Origin of the sequence: Micromonospora sp. NPDC048835 (assembly GCF_040649995.1) — a bacterium.
In the GTDB taxonomy this organism is placed as follows: domain Bacteria; phylum Actinomycetota; class Actinomycetes; order Mycobacteriales; family Micromonosporaceae; genus Micromonospora.
Genome location: NZ_JBEZGM010000010.1, coordinates 193,239 through 209,776 on the forward strand (window position 1 = coordinate 193,239; position 16,538 = coordinate 209,776).

The 16,538-nt window shown below is 69.7% G+C and carries 12 protein-coding genes; 1 reads left to right on the top strand and 11 read right to left on the bottom strand.

Annotated features, from left to right (window positions below; all coding sequences use genetic code 11):
- Positions 1-14: 14 nt before the first annotated feature.
- The 4 genes from AB0C15_RS15040 to AB0C15_RS15055 all read right to left on the bottom strand — a co-directional run bounded on the left by AB0C15_RS15040 (position 15) and on the right by AB0C15_RS15055 (position 5,175).
- The gene (locus AB0C15_RS15040; RefSeq protein WP_357352078.1) at positions 15-1,277 is read right to left on the bottom strand and encodes a DUF1501 domain-containing protein; all 1,263 of its coding nucleotides are present in this window, start codon (positions 1,275-1,277) and stop codon (positions 15-17) included.
- A gap of 1 nt (position 1,278) precedes the next feature.
- Positions 1,279-2,547, bottom strand: a complete 1,269-nt coding sequence (locus AB0C15_RS15045; protein WP_357352080.1) for a DUF1800 family protein — start codon at positions 2,545-2,547, stop codon at positions 1,279-1,281.
- Between the two features lie 120 nt (positions 2,548-2,667).
- Positions 2,668-4,152: a glycosyltransferase family 39 protein gene (locus AB0C15_RS15050; RefSeq protein WP_357352082.1), complete on the bottom strand. Its 1,485-nt coding sequence runs from the start codon at positions 4,150-4,152 to the stop codon at positions 2,668-2,670.
- 138 nt (positions 4,153-4,290) lie between these two features.
- The gene (locus AB0C15_RS15055) at positions 4,291-5,175 is read right to left on the bottom strand and encodes a GH25 family lysozyme (protein WP_357352084.1); all 885 of its coding nucleotides are present in this window, start codon (positions 5,173-5,175) and stop codon (positions 4,291-4,293) included.
- A 318-nt stretch (positions 5,176-5,493) separates the two neighbouring features.
- On the opposite strand from AB0C15_RS15055, the gene AB0C15_RS15060 reads away from it, so the two are divergent.
- Entirely contained in the window at positions 5,494-7,548 is a 2,055-nt protein-coding gene (locus AB0C15_RS15060; RefSeq protein ID WP_357352086.1) for a S8 family serine peptidase, read from the top strand.
- 101 nt (positions 7,549-7,649) lie between these two features.
- Here AB0C15_RS15060 and AB0C15_RS15065 read toward each other — a convergent pair whose 3' ends face one another.
- The 7 genes from AB0C15_RS15065 to AB0C15_RS15095 all read right to left on the bottom strand — a co-directional run bounded on the left by AB0C15_RS15065 (position 7,650) and on the right by AB0C15_RS15095 (position 16,530).
- Entirely contained in the window at positions 7,650-8,765 is a 1,116-nt protein-coding gene (locus tag AB0C15_RS15065; protein WP_357352088.1) for a glycosyltransferase family 4 protein, read from the bottom strand.
- Between the two features lie 53 nt (positions 8,766-8,818).
- On the bottom strand, positions 8,819-9,649 hold the full coding sequence (locus AB0C15_RS15070) for a glycosyltransferase family 2 protein (RefSeq protein WP_357352090.1): 831 nt from the start codon (positions 9,647-9,649) through the stop codon (positions 8,819-8,821).
- Positions 9,646-10,797 (bottom strand): glycosyltransferase family 4 protein, encoded by a 1,152-nt coding sequence (locus AB0C15_RS15075; RefSeq protein WP_357352091.1) that lies wholly within the window; start codon positions 10,795-10,797, stop codon positions 9,646-9,648. Before AB0C15_RS15075 ends, AB0C15_RS15070 begins: the two co-directional genes overlap by 4 nt.
- Positions 10,797-11,906: a polysaccharide pyruvyl transferase family protein gene (locus tag AB0C15_RS15080; protein ID WP_357352093.1), complete on the bottom strand. Its 1,110-nt coding sequence runs from the start codon at positions 11,904-11,906 to the stop codon at positions 10,797-10,799. Before AB0C15_RS15080 ends, AB0C15_RS15075 begins: the two co-directional genes overlap by 1 nt.
- A complete protein-coding gene (locus AB0C15_RS15085; protein WP_357352095.1) occupies positions 11,903-13,342 on the bottom strand; it encodes a hypothetical protein in 1,440 nt (479 codons plus the stop codon). The genes AB0C15_RS15080 and AB0C15_RS15085 overlap by 4 nt, the downstream gene beginning before the upstream one ends.
- Entirely contained in the window at positions 13,329-14,936 is a 1,608-nt protein-coding gene (locus tag AB0C15_RS15090) for an O-antigen ligase family protein (RefSeq protein ID WP_357352097.1), read from the bottom strand. Before AB0C15_RS15090 ends, AB0C15_RS15085 begins: the two co-directional genes overlap by 14 nt.
- Positions 14,937-15,138: 202 nt before the next feature.
- A complete protein-coding gene (locus tag AB0C15_RS15095; protein ID WP_357352099.1) occupies positions 15,139-16,530 on the bottom strand; it encodes a hypothetical protein in 1,392 nt (463 codons plus the stop codon).
- Positions 16,531-16,538: the final 8 nt, after the last annotated feature.

Sequence of the window (16,538 nt, forward strand, 5' to 3'; positions counted from 1 at the left end):
TCCGGTCGTGACCGTCAGTCGCGTGCGAGGAACGGCAGCATCTTCGGCTCGTACCCGCCAGCGACGTAGCGCGCCGGATCGGCCTGCAACACCGAAGCCAGCAGGGTGCCGACGACATCGCGGAAGTCGGTCGTCGCCTTGAGGTCACCGTCGTCCAGGTCGGTCAGGCTCGGCTGCTCCCCGTAGAGGCCGCCGGCGACCTGGGGACCCAGCACGAGGACGGGGCCGGCGGTTCCGTGGTCGGTGCCGTCGGAGGCATTCGCCCGGACCCGCCGGCCGAACTCGCTGTAGACCACGGTGGTGACCTGTCGACCAGCTTCGGTGCGGGCCAGCCGGCCAGCGAAGCTGGTCAGGGCCTGGTCGAGCTGACGCAGCAGGAACTCGTGGCCGAGCCGCTCCGAGGCGTGCGTGTCGAACCCACCGAGACTCACCGAGTACACCCGGGTCGGGACACCGGCCTCGACACACAGCGCCACCCGTGACAGCTGTGCGGACAGGACGTTCGAACCACCCGTGCTCGTGGCCGGGGTGTCCGGCTGGACGCTGGCCTCCGGTGGCGCGCTGACCGCCTCGGCATGCCGGATCAACTGGTCGATGTTGATGAGGTTGGCGTACGCGTCCGCGGCCCGCGCCTGTAGATCGGACTCGTTCGGCTCCCGGTGCCCCAACGCCCCGACCATCTCCGCGGTGATCCCGGGCGGCAACCTGAGCCCACCGATGCTCACGCAGGCCCCGGTACGGGTCTCCCCGGCGAGCAGAGGCGGGAGCATGGGCTCGAAGCTGACCGCCGCCTCGGGGGCGGCCTTGGTGCCGTCCAACCACCGGCCCACCCACCCCGAGCTGGTCGGACCGCTCGGCGAGGCGGTCTGCCAGATGTCCATGGAGCGGAAGTGGCTGCGATCCGGTCTCGGGTAGCCGACTCCGAGGACGACCGCCAACCGCTGCTCGCCCCACAGGGAGCTCAAGCCCTTGAGCATCGGGTTCAACCCCAGGGCGTCGTCGAGGCGAAGCACCCGCTCCGGCTTGTAGGCCAGCTCGGGCCGCGCCGAGTGGTACGCCGAACTCGCGTACGGCACGACCGTGTTGAGGCCGTCGTTGCCGCCGTAGAGCGTGACGATGACCAGCTTGGGCGTCTTACGGTGGTCTTCGCCGCCGGACGCCTCACTTGCCGTCCGCAGCAGGTTGCCCAGGCTCAGACTCGCCGCGCCGGCGACGAGGGCGCTGCCTCCGGCAACTCCCGAGGCCAGGAGGAACCTGCGCCGGGTCACTGCATCCATGTCACGTCACCAGGTATTCCGGGCTCGCCAACCCGATTGTCAACAGACGCTGCGGGTCGGAGGTGGCCTTCAGGACCGAGTACGTCCTGTTGGTCCAGGTCTCGATGGTGAGGACGTGCGCCACGTCCTCGGGGGTCAGCCGTTGCGCCGGAACCAGCTGGGCGATCCGACCGGCGAAGTTCAGCCGGGCCTGCGCCGCCCCCACCGTCAACCACTCCGCGCCGGCCGGCCAACCCTCGACGCTCGGGGGCGCGAACGGCAACTGACCCAGCCGCTCCAGACCATTGAGGACGTACGTCGACATCTCATCAGGCAGCTCGCCGGGCCGCAGCCCCAGATGCCGCATCGCGCCGACGAACCACTCGGTCGGCTGCTTGACCAACGTGCCGGCGGTGGCGCGGAACGCCCCGTCCTCGAAGAGCTTGCGCAGCATCGAGATGGAGTTGGGGAAGGCGCCCACCATGGCGTCCCGGGTGGCCTTCGGGATCGGGGTGGTCGACGACGCGTAGCGGAACCAGAGCCGCTCGGCGATGAAGGCAGCGCACCGCTCCTGCTTGAGCAGAAGGTCGACAAGCGACCGGGCGCCGAAGTTCTTCGTCTCACCGAGAATCGTCTTCGCCCCGTTGTCGTGCCACCCGGGGCTGAAGTAGCTGCGGGCGCCGTCGTAGTCGATCTTCCAGCCGGTCAGCGCACGACCGGCCGCCTTCACGTCCTTCTCGGTGTACCGGCCGATGCCGAGCATGAAGAGTTCCAGCAGCTCGCGGCCGAGGTTCTCGTTGGGGGCCGTCCGCGTGTTGGATTCGCCGTCGAGCCAGAAGACGAGCGCCGGGTCAGTGACCATCGTGCGCGCCATCACGGCGAAGTCGAGCGTGCTGCGCAGATTTCGATGCTGCAACAGCATGAGCTGCGGCCGGATCACCTTCCGCACCGACGTGGCCCAGTGCCCGTGCCAGAAGAACCACAGCTTCTCGCGCGTCTGGTGGTCGGCCACCGTGAGGCGGTCCAGCCACCACAGGGTGATCCGTTTGGTCTGCTCCCAGCGTTGCTCGCTCGCCTTGGCGCGCTGAGCCTCGCTCGGGTTGACCAGCCCGAAGAACGGATCCGGGCCCAGCACCGGAATGGGAGCCAGCGACGCACCCACGTCCGGTGCCGTCGGCGCCGTGAGCGCGGCGACGGTGGCGTCGTAGCCTGCCTTCTTCGCCGCGGCCAATTCACTGGCGGTGGGGCCGAAACCGGCGCGGCGCAGCAGCAACGCGAGATCGTCGGCCATGCCAGCAAATGTATGCGACGGCGATGACACGGTCGACCCACGGGTCTGAAATCCACCCACACCGTGCGGGTGCCCGTCGGCCCCTCCCACCCCGCGGGGGGCCGATGCCCCCGGGCTCCCCTACTCGGGGCCGGTCGAGCCGCCTCGTGCCGCGAGCAGCGCCGCTTGCCCGGCCTCGAACGTGTAGGTCTGCCGCACCTCGTAGTGCTGCCGGATGTACTTGATTTTCCAACCCGGCGCGGCGAGCGGGTCCTGCGACGCCCCGTAGACACCGGCCGCCGGGCCGATGAGCCAGATCCGCTCGGCCTTGGCCAGCCTGCCCTGGATGTCGATGAACTCGGTCGCCTCGAGCGTGCCGTTGCTGGCCGCCGTCTGCTTCATCAGGATGTCCGGCGGCTGGACCGCCCCCGACCAGTCCAGCTCGCCCAGGTAGTGGGTGAGGGTCGGCCGCAGCGACCAGGCGAAGTCGGTGTAGACGACGACATCGCCGGTGGTCACGTTGTCATGGATGGCGGCGGCCATGCCGCGGGTGTCCGGGGAGTTGTGCGTCTGTCGGACCGACCGCTGCACGGGCAGCGAGAGGAGCACCAGCGCGGCCACGACCGCCACCGCGCGGACGACCCACGGCAGCACTGCCACCGCCCGCAGGCGCGAGGTGGTGACGGTCGCAGCCGCCAGCACCGCGACCGGCGCGAGCAGGAAGATGCCGTACCGCGGCACCCACACCGGCGCGATCAGCGAGGCCCCGATGACCACGACGACCGGCACCGTGCTGAGAAGGACCAACTCGACGTACCGACGGGTCGGCACGGCGAAGTAGGCGGCGGCGGCGAGCAGCACCAGCAGGTAACCCACGACCGGGCTGAAGGCCACGTCGCCGGGCAGCGCGCCGACTGTCTTCAAGGTCGGTGTCTGCACCCAGTGCAGTTGGGAGTACCGCTGGCTGCGGCCCAACAGGATGAGCGGCGATACGAGCAGCAGGGCGGCGGCTATCGCGGGGACCGCCCGCCACAGCCGACGATCCCGCTCCGGCCACCAGGCCAGGGCCAGGATCACCACGTGCGCGGCCAGCACGGAGAGCGCCACCAGGTGGAAGACCCCAGTGAGCGTCAGGCACAGCCCGTAGGCCGCCCATCGCCACCAGGACGGAGACGCCACGGCCGAGAGCAGCAGCAGGGAGGAGAGCGTCGCGAAGAGGAACGCGAACGCGTACGGCCGGGCCGTGTGGGCGAAGAACACCAGGCTGGGGATCGCCGAGCAGATGATGCCGGCCAGGATCCCGGCCGCCGGCCCGGCCACCCGTCGACCGAGTTCGGCGGTCACGCCGGCACCGAGGGCCATCGCCACCAGCGAGGGCAGCCGCAGGACCACGTCGGACTCGCCGAAGATCGTGACCAGCACGTGCAGCACCAGGTAGAAGGGCGTGATGACCGCGTCCTTGTAGCTGGCCAGCTCCAGCAGCTCACCGAACGACCGGGTCGCCGCGGAAAGGGTGGCGCCCTCGTCCCAGTCCAGTGGAACGCTCGTCAATGAAAAGCCGGCAACCACCAGCATCACGACAAAACCGATGCTGAAGGGAACCACATCGCTCTTTGCGGCGCGCACCAATTCTCCCACCCGTGATGTTGCCTGGAGACTAGCGGACAGGTTCGTCGCACCCAACGGTGCAGGCTGGTAATTGCCCGACCACAAAGTGTCGACGTGATGAATTGCGGACGACCTACCGGACCGTTGTCGCGCCGATCAACGCAGCTTCGGCGCAATCGGCCGGCGGGGCAGCGGTCGGCCGGGAGGCGCGATGCTGACCTCGGGGCTGGTGAGCCGGGTCAGGCTCGCGTAGTCGCCCTTCAAGACGTTCTTGCTGTAGTTGCCGAGCTGGGACGAGTCGCCGGCCGCGTACTGCCAGATGGTCTCGGTGGACCAGCCGGCGGGCAGCGGCGGCCGGGTCGTGGTGTAGCCGGCGATGTCCAACAGCAGGCCGCCGAAGGAGGCGTCGCTGTTGGTGCAGGGGTTCCAGAAGTTGGTGTTCGTGTAGATCATCATCGGCCGGCCGATACGTGCCCTGACCTGGTTGGTGAAGGCCCGCACCCAGTTGGTCAGCTCGGCGGGGGTCAGCCCGTAGCAGGTCGGGGCGCCGGACCAGTAGGGCCACTCGAAGTCGAGCATCGGCACCAGCGTCCGGGAGTCCTTCGCCCACCGCATGTTGTCGATGAAGTAGTTGGCCTCACCCACCGGGTCGCGGCCGTCCGGGCGGGCGAAGTGGTACGCGCCGACGAAGAGACCCGCCGCCTTCGCCTCCGTGTAGTCGCCGTTGAAGTAGGGGTTGAGGTAGTCGTTCCCCTCGGTGGCCTTGATGTAGACGAACTTGTTACCCCCGGCCACCACCGCGCTCCAGTTGATCGGCCCGAGGTTGTGGTCGTGGCTGGAGATGTCGATGCCCTGGATGGTGTAGCCGGCAGGCGGGTTGGCCAGCGCCGACACCGGGCTCTGCCGGGCTCCGAGCGTGCCACCGGCGATGGCCCGGCCGCCGCCGTCGGGAGCGGCCGCCGCACCCACCGCCGGTGGCGTGCCGAGCAGGTTGACAGCCAGCGCGGACGCGAGCAGAACAGGAATCCATTTCCGTGACATGAGTGTCCCGAATCTCCTTGCTCAGGAGCCGACGTCTCGCGGTTCGTCAGCGAACGTCGGCATCGCGTGGACCGGCGGATCAACCGGCGCGAAAGTACTGTCGCACTTTACGCAAGTGACGGCTCTTCGCGCTGCCCTGCTCGGCAGACGTGAATGGGCCAGTCCGAAGTGCGAGGCCGCCGCTGCGTTCACCATCAATCGATCCGAACGGCTGAGCCATCGATGGCGCGCTTCAACGAAGATGGGCTGCGTCTCTGCCGAAAGGCGGGGGCTTTCAAGTGCGTCCGTTCTGGACGCTGACCCCACGGGGAGTCTCACGTGTTCCAACTTCGCCGAGCTGGTCGCTCGGTCACGGCAGGGCTCGCCCTCGCCGTCGTCGCAGCCGCAACGATCTCCAGTGGCGGTGCCGCGTACGCCGCGCCGTCAGACGGGCAGAAGCAGCCGCGGGCCCTGAAGTCCGCCGACAAGGGCGCCATCAAGGACAGCTACATCGTCGTCCTGAAGGACACCAAGGCCGACCCGGCCGCCGTCGGTGCCAGCGCCAAGGCTCTCACCAGGCAGTACGGCGGCGCCGTCTCCCACACGTACACCCGCTCGATCCGGGGCTTCGCCGTCCGGATGAACGAGGCACAGGCCAAGAAGCTGGCCACCAGCTCCTCGGTCGCGTACGTGGAGCCGAACCGCAAGGTGTCGAAGAGCGACACCCAGCTCAACACGCCGTCGTGGGGCCTGGACCGGCTGGACCAGATCTTCGCGCCGTTGAACAAGCGCTACACCTACCCGAACACGGCGAGCAACGTGCACGCCTACGTGATCGACACCGGCATCCGGATCAGCCACCAGGAGTTCGGTGGCCGGGCCAGCTACGGGTACGACTTCGTCGACAACGACACGATCGCGAACGACTGTGACGGGCACGGCACGCACGTCGCCGGCACCATCGGCGGCACCAACTACGGTGTGGCCAAGGCCGTCAAGCTGGTTGGCGTCCGGGTGCTCGACTGCGAGGGCAGCGGCAGCTACGCCGGTGTGCTGGCCGGCATCGACTGGGTCACCGCGAACGCGGTGAAGCCGGCCGTCGCCAACATGAGCCTCGGCGGCGCAGCCAGTGCCGCGATCGACGCCGCGGTGGAGTCCTCCATCGCCTCCGGTGTGTCCTACTCCGTCGCCGCCGGCAACGAGAACACTGACGCCTGCAACGTCTCGCCGGCCCGCGCGGCCTCGGCGATCACGGTGGGGGCGACCGACGAGGTCGACTTCCGAGCCTTCTTCTCCAACTACGGCCAGTGTGTGGACATCCACGCGCCGGGCCACAACATCCCGTCGTCGGTGGCCAGTAGCGACACGGCGATCGACAAGTACAGCGGCACCTCGATGGCGAGCCCGCACGTCGCGGGCGCGGCCGCGCTCGCGCTGTCCGCGAACCCGACCTGGACGCCCCTGCAGGTGCGTAACAACCTGGTCTACGGCGGCACCCGCCGGGTCGTCCGCAACACGGCGTTCACCGGTACGAGCGACGTGATGCTGCGCATCGGCACCAGTGCAGTTCCGCAGGTCACCGGCCTGCGCGCGCTGGCCAACGGCAAGACCGTCACGGTGGGAACGGGCGGCACCCAGCCGCTGAAGGCCAGCCAGGCTCCGAGCCAGATCGGTGACCTGGAGAAGTTCACCATCATCAGCGCCGGCACCGGCTACATCGCGTTCTCGTCCTGGGCGAACGGCAAGTACGTCAGCGCCACCTCCGGCGGCGCCGGCTCACTGATCGCCAACGCCAGCACCATCACGGACGCGGAGCGGTTCCAGGTGGTGATGCAGGGCGACGGCACGACCACCCTGATCGCCAAGGTGAACGGCAAGTACGTCACCGTGCCGTCGGGTGGGGCCAGCCCGCTGGTCGCCAGCTCCACCACCGTCGGTACGGCCGAGAAGTTCATCTGGGCCTCGCCGGCGGCTGTCGTCGTCCTGAACTCGGTGCGGAACAGCCGGATGGTGACCGCGCCGAGCACCACGTCGCCGTTGATCGCCAACGGCACGACCGTCGGCAACCCGCAGAAGTACGACATGCTCGACCTCGGAGATGACGCCGTCGCGTTGCGGGCCCACACCAACTGGCGCTTCGTCACCAGCGCGGTCAACGGCAGCGGCAACCCGACCGCGTTGATCGCCAACTCCACCACGCTCGGCACGCCGCAAACGTTCTGGCTCTACCACTGGGGCGACGGGACTCTCGGGCTGCAGTCGCTGACCAGTTACAACTTCGTGGTGGCACCGAGCACCACCTCGCCGCTCATCGCCAGCTTCTACCCCACCGACCCTGACGCCGCATGGCCGACGTCGGCGGACTTCACCCACGTCGTTCAGACCGTGGGCTGACCGAGCACCACCGCCTGACCGTCGCGTCCTGACGCGACAGACACAGAAGGGGCCGCCGAGACATCCGTCTCGGCGGCCCCTTCGCCATCCCGGCTGGTTCGTCAGCGCGGCGGTACGGCGTCCACCCCCGACCGCCGCGACAGCGAGGCGTACGCCGCCTGCAGCTGCTGGCGGACCGCTGCCGAGCTGTGGTGCGCCACCACCCACTCCCGCCCGTTGACGGCCATCCGCTCGGCGGTCTCCGGCGAGGACAACAGCGCCGCGACCTTCGCGATCCAGCCGGCCCTGTCGTCGGCGACACTGACGTGCACGCCGTCCTGCACACCGGCGCGGTCGGCCACCATGCTCGTCGTCACGCTCGGCACCCCGGCGGACATGGCCTGGATGAGCTTCAACTGCACCCCGGTGCCCCGGAAGATCGGCGCGATGGCGACCGCCGCGTCCGCGTAGTAGGGCTCCACCGCGGGCGCGTTGGCGTGCAGCTCGATGCCGTTCCCGACGAGCGCCTGGACCGCCTTCGGTGGGTCCGTGCCGACGATCCGCAGCCGGGCGTCCGGGACCGCGTCGCGGATACCCTGCCAGCACTCGCGGACGAACCACATGAGGCCGTTGACGTTCGCCTCGTAGCTGAGCCGACCCACGAACAGCACCGTCGGTGCGATCGGGCCCTGCTGCCGCTGCACGGAGAAGTCGCAGGGGCTCCGGACCAGGTAGGTGTTGGGCCGCTCCTGACCGGGCAGGGACGGCGCGGAGAGCATCAGCGGCACGCCCTTACGGACCAGTTCGTCCTCGCGCGCCCGCATCCGGCTCCCCTCCACCCGACCCAACGCGCGCCAGGCGAGGTTGGGCCCGTGGGAGGCCAACTGCTCGTAGTACTCGCTGCGGAACTCGTCCAGGTCGACAATGACCGGCGTGTCGCCACAGGCCTCGACCAGGTGGACGGTGCGGAAGACGTTGAGGTGCACCACGTCCGGCTGGAACTCGTCCAACTGCTGCCGCAGGGCGTCGGTGAGCGCCTTCGGGCTCGCGTACCCCGTCTGCAAGGAGACCCCGGTGCCGAGCGCACGGGCGGAGCGCAGCATGGAACCGGCGCGCGGGTTGGGAACGAGGGTGCGCTCCTTGACCGGCAGTTGGTCGGCCAGCTCCACCTCCTTGTCGTCGTGCGTCAGCGCGAGGAAGCGGACATCGTGTTGGGCGGCGAGCATCTCCAGGATCACCAGGCTTCGCGGACGAACCGACGCCGGTATCCAGGGTGCTACGAACAAAATCTTCAAATCGGCAGCCTCCTTAGGGCGGACGCGAGGATTCGCTGAGCTCGCGTGCCGTGCTTCGCGAAATAGACCTGCATGCCGGCCCGGTACAGGTTGTTCTTGCCGACCGCAGCGGTGCTGGTGCTCTCCTTGTGCTCGGCGACGCTCGTCCCGATCGACTTCACACTCCAGCCGCCGGCCCAGAGCCGGGTGCAGAGGTCGACGTCCTCGAAGTAGAGGAAGAAGTCGCGGTCGAACCCGCCGACGGCCCGGAAGGCATCCCCTCGGACGAGCATGCAGAAGCCCGACACCCAGGCGGCCTCGCGGACCTGACCTGTCGGTTCCACATCGAGGTAGTCGAGCATCGCGAACTTCTTCCGCAGCGGCGCCGCCTGCGCGAGTGACCGCTTGAGGCCGCTGGGCACGATCTCGTCGACGCGGAGGGCGGCCAGCCACTCCTTGGCCATGCTCGGCGAGGGACCCGCCGAGATCCCGAAGCTCCCGTCGGGGTACCGCATCAGCGGCGCGGCGACCCCCAACTTCGGGTCGGCCCGCAGTGCCTCGACGAGGTGCGCGAAGGAGTCGGCCGTGATGTGGCAGTCGGGGTTGAGCAGGAAGTACGCGTCCGCGTCGGGGACGATCTCGGCCGCGGCGTTGATGGCCTTGCCGAAGCCGACGTTCGGAAGCGAGACGACCTGGTACCCGAAGGACTTCGCCACCTCGACGCTGTTGTCGGTGGAGGAGTTGTCCACCACCACGACGTGCTCGATCGGCAGGGCACCCAGGCAACCCAGGCTGAGGGGAAGCTCCTTGGCCGAGTTGTAGGAGACGATGATGGCTGCGATCTTCACTGTCGACCCGCAATCGCGTAGGCGTCGAGGTACGAGCGGACCGTGTCGTCCCACCGGAACGTCCGCTCGATGTGGGCGCGAGCGTTCCGACCACGCTGCGCGGCGTCCTGCGGTGCTTCGACAGCGGCCCGGACGGCGGCAGCGATCTCGTCCGCGCTCGACGCGACGTACAGCATCGAGGCGTCCCCCCGGACCGATTCGGCCGGACCGCTCGACGTGATGACCGGGCAGCCCAGGGCCATGGCGTGCGCCACCTTCATCAGCACACCACCGCCCACGATCGACGGCACGACGACGGCGTGCGCGCCGAGCATCTCCGACTGGAAGTCGGGCACCGCGCCGGTCACCACCACCCGGCTGTCGTGCTCGCCGAGACCGACCACCTCGGGGGTGGGATCCGCCCCGACGATCCTGAGTTCGGCGTCCGGCAGGCTCTGCCACACGATCGGCATCACCTCCCGGGCGAGAAGCTCGGCGACGAGAACGTTCGCACGTCGCCACATCGCCCCGGCGAACACCAGTCGCGGTCGGCTGGTGACCGGCGGCGGCGACCAGGACCGCTCCCCCACGTGGATGCCGGGCCGGGCGAGGACGGTGTTGGGGTTGTACGTCCGGGCCACCGCGAAGTCGGCGTCGGACAGGGTGATGACTGCCGCCGCCTGCCGGATCGCCGCCCGCTCGAACCGTCGGGTCCGCACCAGCTCGGCGAGGCGGTACGGCCGTTCCAGGCCGGACGACGCCCGGTACGACTCCCGCATGACCTTCTCGGTGATGTCGTGCAGACCCAGCACCGACGCTCGACTGAGCCCGACGACCTCGGCGGACTGCAGGTACTCCGCGTGCACCACGTCGGGCTGGATCCGGCGGATCAGCTCGGCCGCCTCCTGGGTCGCCTCGCGCGGCCACGCCTGACGCAGCCAGGCCGGTTCGACCCGGAGGCGGTCCAGGTGGCTCGGGCGCGCGACGACGTCGGACGGCAGCAACGTGTACTTCAGATCGTCCCGTTCGGACGCGGAGTTGTTTCCCGGTGAGTACACGAAGAGGTCGACCTGTTCGGCCAGTCGCGGCGTGAGCTGCACGATCGTGTCGGCCGCGGCGTGGTTGTGCTTGCCGTTCGGCGCGAATGGGGTGAGCAGCAGGACCCGCATCAGTTCAGCCGCTTCAACAGCGTCGTGACGAACCCCTGCGCGATGCGCCCCTGGGCGGCGACCCGGCCGGCGGCCTCCCGGAACTGCTCGGTCGCCGCCGCGGCCTGGGTCGCCTTGCGGTGGAGCGTGTCGGCGTCGACGTCCGGCGGCACCACGTACTCGCTGAGCCCCAGATCGACGAAGGCGTCCTGGACCTTCCGCTCGTACGCGATGGCCACCGTGGGAACGCCGATCGCCACGGCCAGGAGGGCCGCGTGCAGGCGGGTGCCGAGGACGAGCTGGTTCGTCGCGAGCGCCTGCAACCAGGTGCGCAGCGCCCCGGCGAGCGGCTGGCTGCCGTCCAACGGGGTCTGGTCCAGGGTCAGCAGGTCGCGGAAGGCACGCTCGTAGATGACGCGGTCGTCCTCGCCGTGCGCTCCCCGCCCGAAGGCCATCGGCAGGAAGGTGCCCGACCACCCCTCCTGGCGCAGCCGGGCGGCGCAACCGGAGGTCGCCGCCAGCAGGGGGGTCTCCAGCTCCGGCGCGAGCGGCCGCATCGACAGCGCGAAGCGACGACCGGCGTCGACAGGCTCCAGGTCGGGCAGCGGCAGGGTGTACGCCATGTCGCCGATGACCTCGGCGCTGGAGCCGAAGTGCGAGGCGGTGCGCGCGTCCCGCACTCCGACGCCGACACATGCGGCACCGATGACGCGGAGCAACTGACGACCGAACGGCGTACCGCCCTCGCGGACGCCGACGCCGACGGTGGCGACGGGCGTCCCGGCGATCTTGGCCATCGCGATGATCCGGGCGAACATCGGCAGGGTGCCGGGCCAGGCCAGGTTCGGGGAACGCTCCTGGAAGACCGTTCCGGGGCCGAGGAGCAGCAGGTCACAGGACTTGATGGAGCGTTGGACCGCGACCTGACGCTCCGAGGCGCCCTTGGCCCGCAGCACGGGCATGTTCTCCGTGTCCACGCCGTGCAGTTCGGCGACCCGGTCCGGGTTGGGGCAGAAGACCACGAATGTCGCGTTCTCCTTGACCGCGCGGACGCAGGTAATGAGCGAGTGGAGGAGGATCTCGTCTCCGAGATTGTCCGATCCGAACCACCCGACTATTCCGACCCTCACATGTCCTCCGTCGTCGCGGCCTGCAGTTGACCTGCGGCCCTCCGTTGAGCCAACAATTTGCCGACAGCCAGCACGAGAATGACGCCGCCCAGGATGAAGGACGCCAGGGCGGGTTCCAGCACGGCCAGCAGCAGGGCGAGCGCGCCGACCGCCGCCGCCACGGCCACGAACGAGATCACGACCGGCCGCACCAGTTCCTTGATCCGCAGGAACCAGAGCAGCGACCCCGCCACGACCAGCTCGTTCAGCACCATCGCCGTGGCGGAACCGAACGCACCGTAGGTGCCGTCGAGGGCGAGGTTCAGGCCGACGCTGCCACCGATGCTCAACACCAGCACGACCAGCCGACTGGAGGCACGGCCCTGGGAGAGCAGCACCGCGGACAGGCCGAAGTTGCCGAATCGCAGGATCAGGAAAAAGGTCAGCACCATCGCGAGCGTTGGGATGTTGCCCGCGTGGTCGCCGAACAGCACGGCGGTTCCGATCGGGATTCCGATGAACATGACGCCGGCGGCGGCCTGACCGGCGAGCGCGAAGAACCGGAAGATCGTGAGCGGGTCGTTCGACTGGGCGGCCCCGGACGCCCGGCGCGGCGCGGCGTAGGCGAGCGCGCCGACACCCATGGACGCCGCGACCTGGACCACCGGCCCGACGATCGCCGCCGCCGACACGTACTCACCGACCTCCGCGGCGGCGACGAAGAACGCGAGGACGAACACGTCGCCGCGGAAGTAGAAGAGACCGAAGAGGTCGGCGGCGAAGTAGGGCAGGGCCTGCCGGACGTGCTGGATCGCGCGGATACCCCGGGAGTCACGCAACGCCGGCAGGATGCGCACGATGAGGAACGCGCCCGCCGACCTGAGGACCGCCGCAATCGACATGTAGACGGCGGCGTCGCCGAGGGTGAGCCCGTCCAGCAGCCACACGTCGACCGCGCACGCGCCCACCAGCAGGAGACCGGCGGACACGTTCGTGAGCGGCTCGGCCCACGCCGAGGGCGTACCCCGGATGAGCACCCACGCCGTCTCGTTCCACTGCTCCAACAGGCTGGCCACGAAGATCAGGAAGAAGGCGACCTGCGCCTGCGGAGGAAGGACCGCGCCGATCACCGGGTACGCGACGGCGGCGGCCACCATCAACGCGGCGAAGCGCCCGCAGTGGATCCGCGCGACCACCGGCGGCGACACCGTGCCCGCGGCGGCCTCCCTGGTGAGGTAGGTCGGCAGGCCGAGGGAGAGCGCGGCGGCGGTGAACGACGCGATGAGCGTGGCGAGACCGTAGAAGCCGACCGCCTCGGCGCCGGCGCCCCTGGTCAGGAACGCCATGACCACCAGGGTGGTCGAGCGGGTCGCCAGGGTGGAGATGCCCAGCAGACCCGACACGATCCCCAGGGACGGCCGCCGTCGCTCCGGCGTCGTGACCTCAGTCGCGACCATAACCATCCACCACTCGTACGTGTCGCGACCGGGCGTAGAAGTAGCCGAAGATCAGCGCCAGCATCAGGAAGTACGGTCCTTGCATGAGTCCCCATCCCGTCATGCCGGTCAGGACGAGGCCCGGCAGCGCGCTGACCAGGACCCGGGGCGCGAGGTCCGAGGTCCGCACCCGGAACACGGCGTGGATGGCGCTCGCGGCGGTCATCGCGAACGGCAGCCAGAGCAGCAGCGCGCCGATGATGCCCAACTCCGCGGCACTGAGCAACAGCACGTTGTGCACGGGCACACCACTTGCGGTCAGTGGGTCGGACGCGCCGGCGATCGCCACGTAGCTGTTCGGGCCCACCCCGGCCCACGGGTGTTCCCGGATGACGTCGAAGGCGACCTGGAGCAGGTGCCCACGGTCGCCGCCCTCGGGGTCGGCCGTGAACCGCTTGATCAGCCACGGCACCGACACCAGGCCGAGCAGGCCGGTGATGCCGAGGACGACGAAGTACTTCTTCTGCCAGCGCCCGGTCACGAACTCGAGCACCACCAGGATGAGAATCATGGAGACCACCGCCGCGAGGACGGAACGGCTCTGGGTGAGGGAGAGGCCGAGGAAGACGGCACCGAGCGTGCTCCAGGCCACCCACCGTTGCCGCACCGTCTTCTGCGGCAGGGTCAACGCACACATCCCGCAGAAGAACAGCAGCTTCGCCAGCTCGCCCGGATGGCTGGTCAGGCCGGTGGCGCGGCCGAGCACGTCGAGCGCCTGCTGACCGGCGATCCGGCGCAGCGGGAACCCGATGACCGCCATCGTGATCGCGAAGAGCTGCAACCACGCCACCGCCGCGAAGGCCCACAGCAGGACGGAGTTGCGCCGGTCGGCGCGTTCGGCGCCGACCCCGATGGCGAACACGATCGCCACCAGGCTGAAGTGCACCAGACCGCTCACGGTACGCAGGGAGGAATCCCAGGCCAGCACGGCGAACAGGAGCATCCAGCCGAAGAACGGCACCCACGGGAAGAGGGCACGGGCGAGTTGACGCCGCGACTGGATCCCGATCACGACCACGGCCACCGCGATGGCGATGGTGTACGTGTAGAGCATCGGCGTGCCGGTGGCCACCCCGCTGTAGATCACCACCTCGGACGGCGCGAGGGCGATCGGCGCCAGACCGAGTGACGCCACGAGCCCGGCCAACACGACGACGATGCGTTGATCCGGATCGGAGCGCAGGCCCTCGACGAACGCCCGGACGGCCGAGGTCAGCTCCGCGAGCAGGCCTGGACCTCGATGGCGGCCCGCCGCCTGCGGGTCTGGCGTCGTCTCCTCGGCGGGGACCGTGGCCGGCTCGGCGGGGACCGTGGCCGGCTCGGCGGGGACCGTGGCCGGCTCGGCGGGGACCGTGGCCGGCTCGGCGGGGACCGCTGCCGGCTGGACGTTCCGCTGGGCCAGCACCTCGCTGGGGTTCAGCCGGGCCGTCGGGGCATGGCTCAGATCATCCTGGGGATGACCACCACCGACGCCGGGCAACATGACGATCTCCGTCTCAGCGTCGGCCAACCAGTCACCGCCAGGGCTGCGCTGGTCGTGCGGGGGTCTGCTCACGCCTTGCGGCCAGGGCGTAGGGGTGAAGCTCCAGAACCGGTGACGATCGGTTCGGGCGAAGCGGTGTTTCGGGCGCTCATCATAGGGGTGGTGTCGACAACGTACACAGGGCCGGGCATGGCTGACTTTCGGGTAAGCGGGTAGCTAGTTCGCCGGTACCGTTGATACGTCTTTTCGGCGGCCGTAACAAGTGGCATGTCGGTCAGAAACGCGCGTTGTCACGCACGGAGTTGACCACTCGCCGAATATCATTTATATAGGCTGATGGCCCGGTCATCCGCAGCACCAACTGGCGGTCGATGGCACCGTCCGGCGACGAACGCCAGAATGCGACAAGAACAATGCCGTACTTTTCGGTGCCGTTCAGTTTGACGGTCTCGGCCAGAACGACATACTGCCCGGCGCTGCGCCATTGCAGCCCCCACGCCTCTTCGGCCTTGCGCAGCGCGACCCGTTGGTCCTCTTTGCAATCACGGCAGTCGCGGACGATCAGCTCACCGCCGACCTCCGAGTTGTCGCCGATCGAGGCGCCGCAGTTGTACTCGACCTGCCCCTCGGCGCTGCTGCCCGGAGTGCAGTCCCAGTTGGCGGGCGCCAGGAACGTGATGCCCAGACCCTCCGGGTTGAGGGTGCGCACCCCCCCACCCTGGACGAAGGCCGGCCACCTGGGCCAGTCCCCGGGGCGGGGTGGCTCCAGGCCCGGCTGCTGGGGCGGGGCGGCCGGCAACGAGGCAGTCGCGCGGGACTCGGCCACCCCGGTGGGCGCGGGGCTCGCCGTCGTCGGCTCGGACGGCCCCCCGAAGCTGGTCCACGCGAGGGCACTCCCACCGGCCACGAGGACCACCACCAGGGCGGCGATCCCGACCCAGAGCCCGGTACGGCTCTTGCGGGGCGGCGAGGGGCGGATCCGTTGGGTCGGCGAGCTGAACGGGTCGTGCGGCGGCGCGACGAACGTGGCCGGGCTCGGGCTGCTCGGCGGTGGGGTGTAGGAGGCCGGCGGCGACGAGGCCACGCCGGCCGGCGAGGTGGGTACGCCGGAGACGGAGTGCGGTGCCGCGGAGACCAACTGGCCGGGGATCGGGCCGGACTGCACCGCCCAGGGGGCCTGCGGGCCACCGGAGACGGGCTGCGGCGCGCCCGACACCGGCGGGGCGGACACGGCGGGCGGGGCCGAGACGGAGGGCAGGGCGGAGACCGCAGGCGGGGCGGACACGGAAGGCGGGGCCGAGACCGCAGGCGGGGCGGAGACGGAGGGCGGCGCCGACGTCGGTGGGGCCACCGTTGGTGCGGGGATGTAGTCGACACCGAGTGCCCGGAACAGCTTCTCGGCGCCCGGGCCCGCCTCGGCGGGGTAGGCCACCCAGGGCGCGGCGGCGGAGAAGTCGGCGTACGTGTAGGGCATCGGATCGGCTGACTGCGCCAGCAGGTCGACAGCCCCGGCGAACGCCTCACGCCAGCCGGGCGTGGCGGCCACGGCGGCGTCGAGGACCGCGACGGTGACGAATCGACCGTGCTCGTCGATCGCGGCCCATGCTTTCCCCACCGGAGACCCGCCGAGCGCGTGGGTGTACCTGTAGGGGCCTTCCGGCTGCATGCGCACTC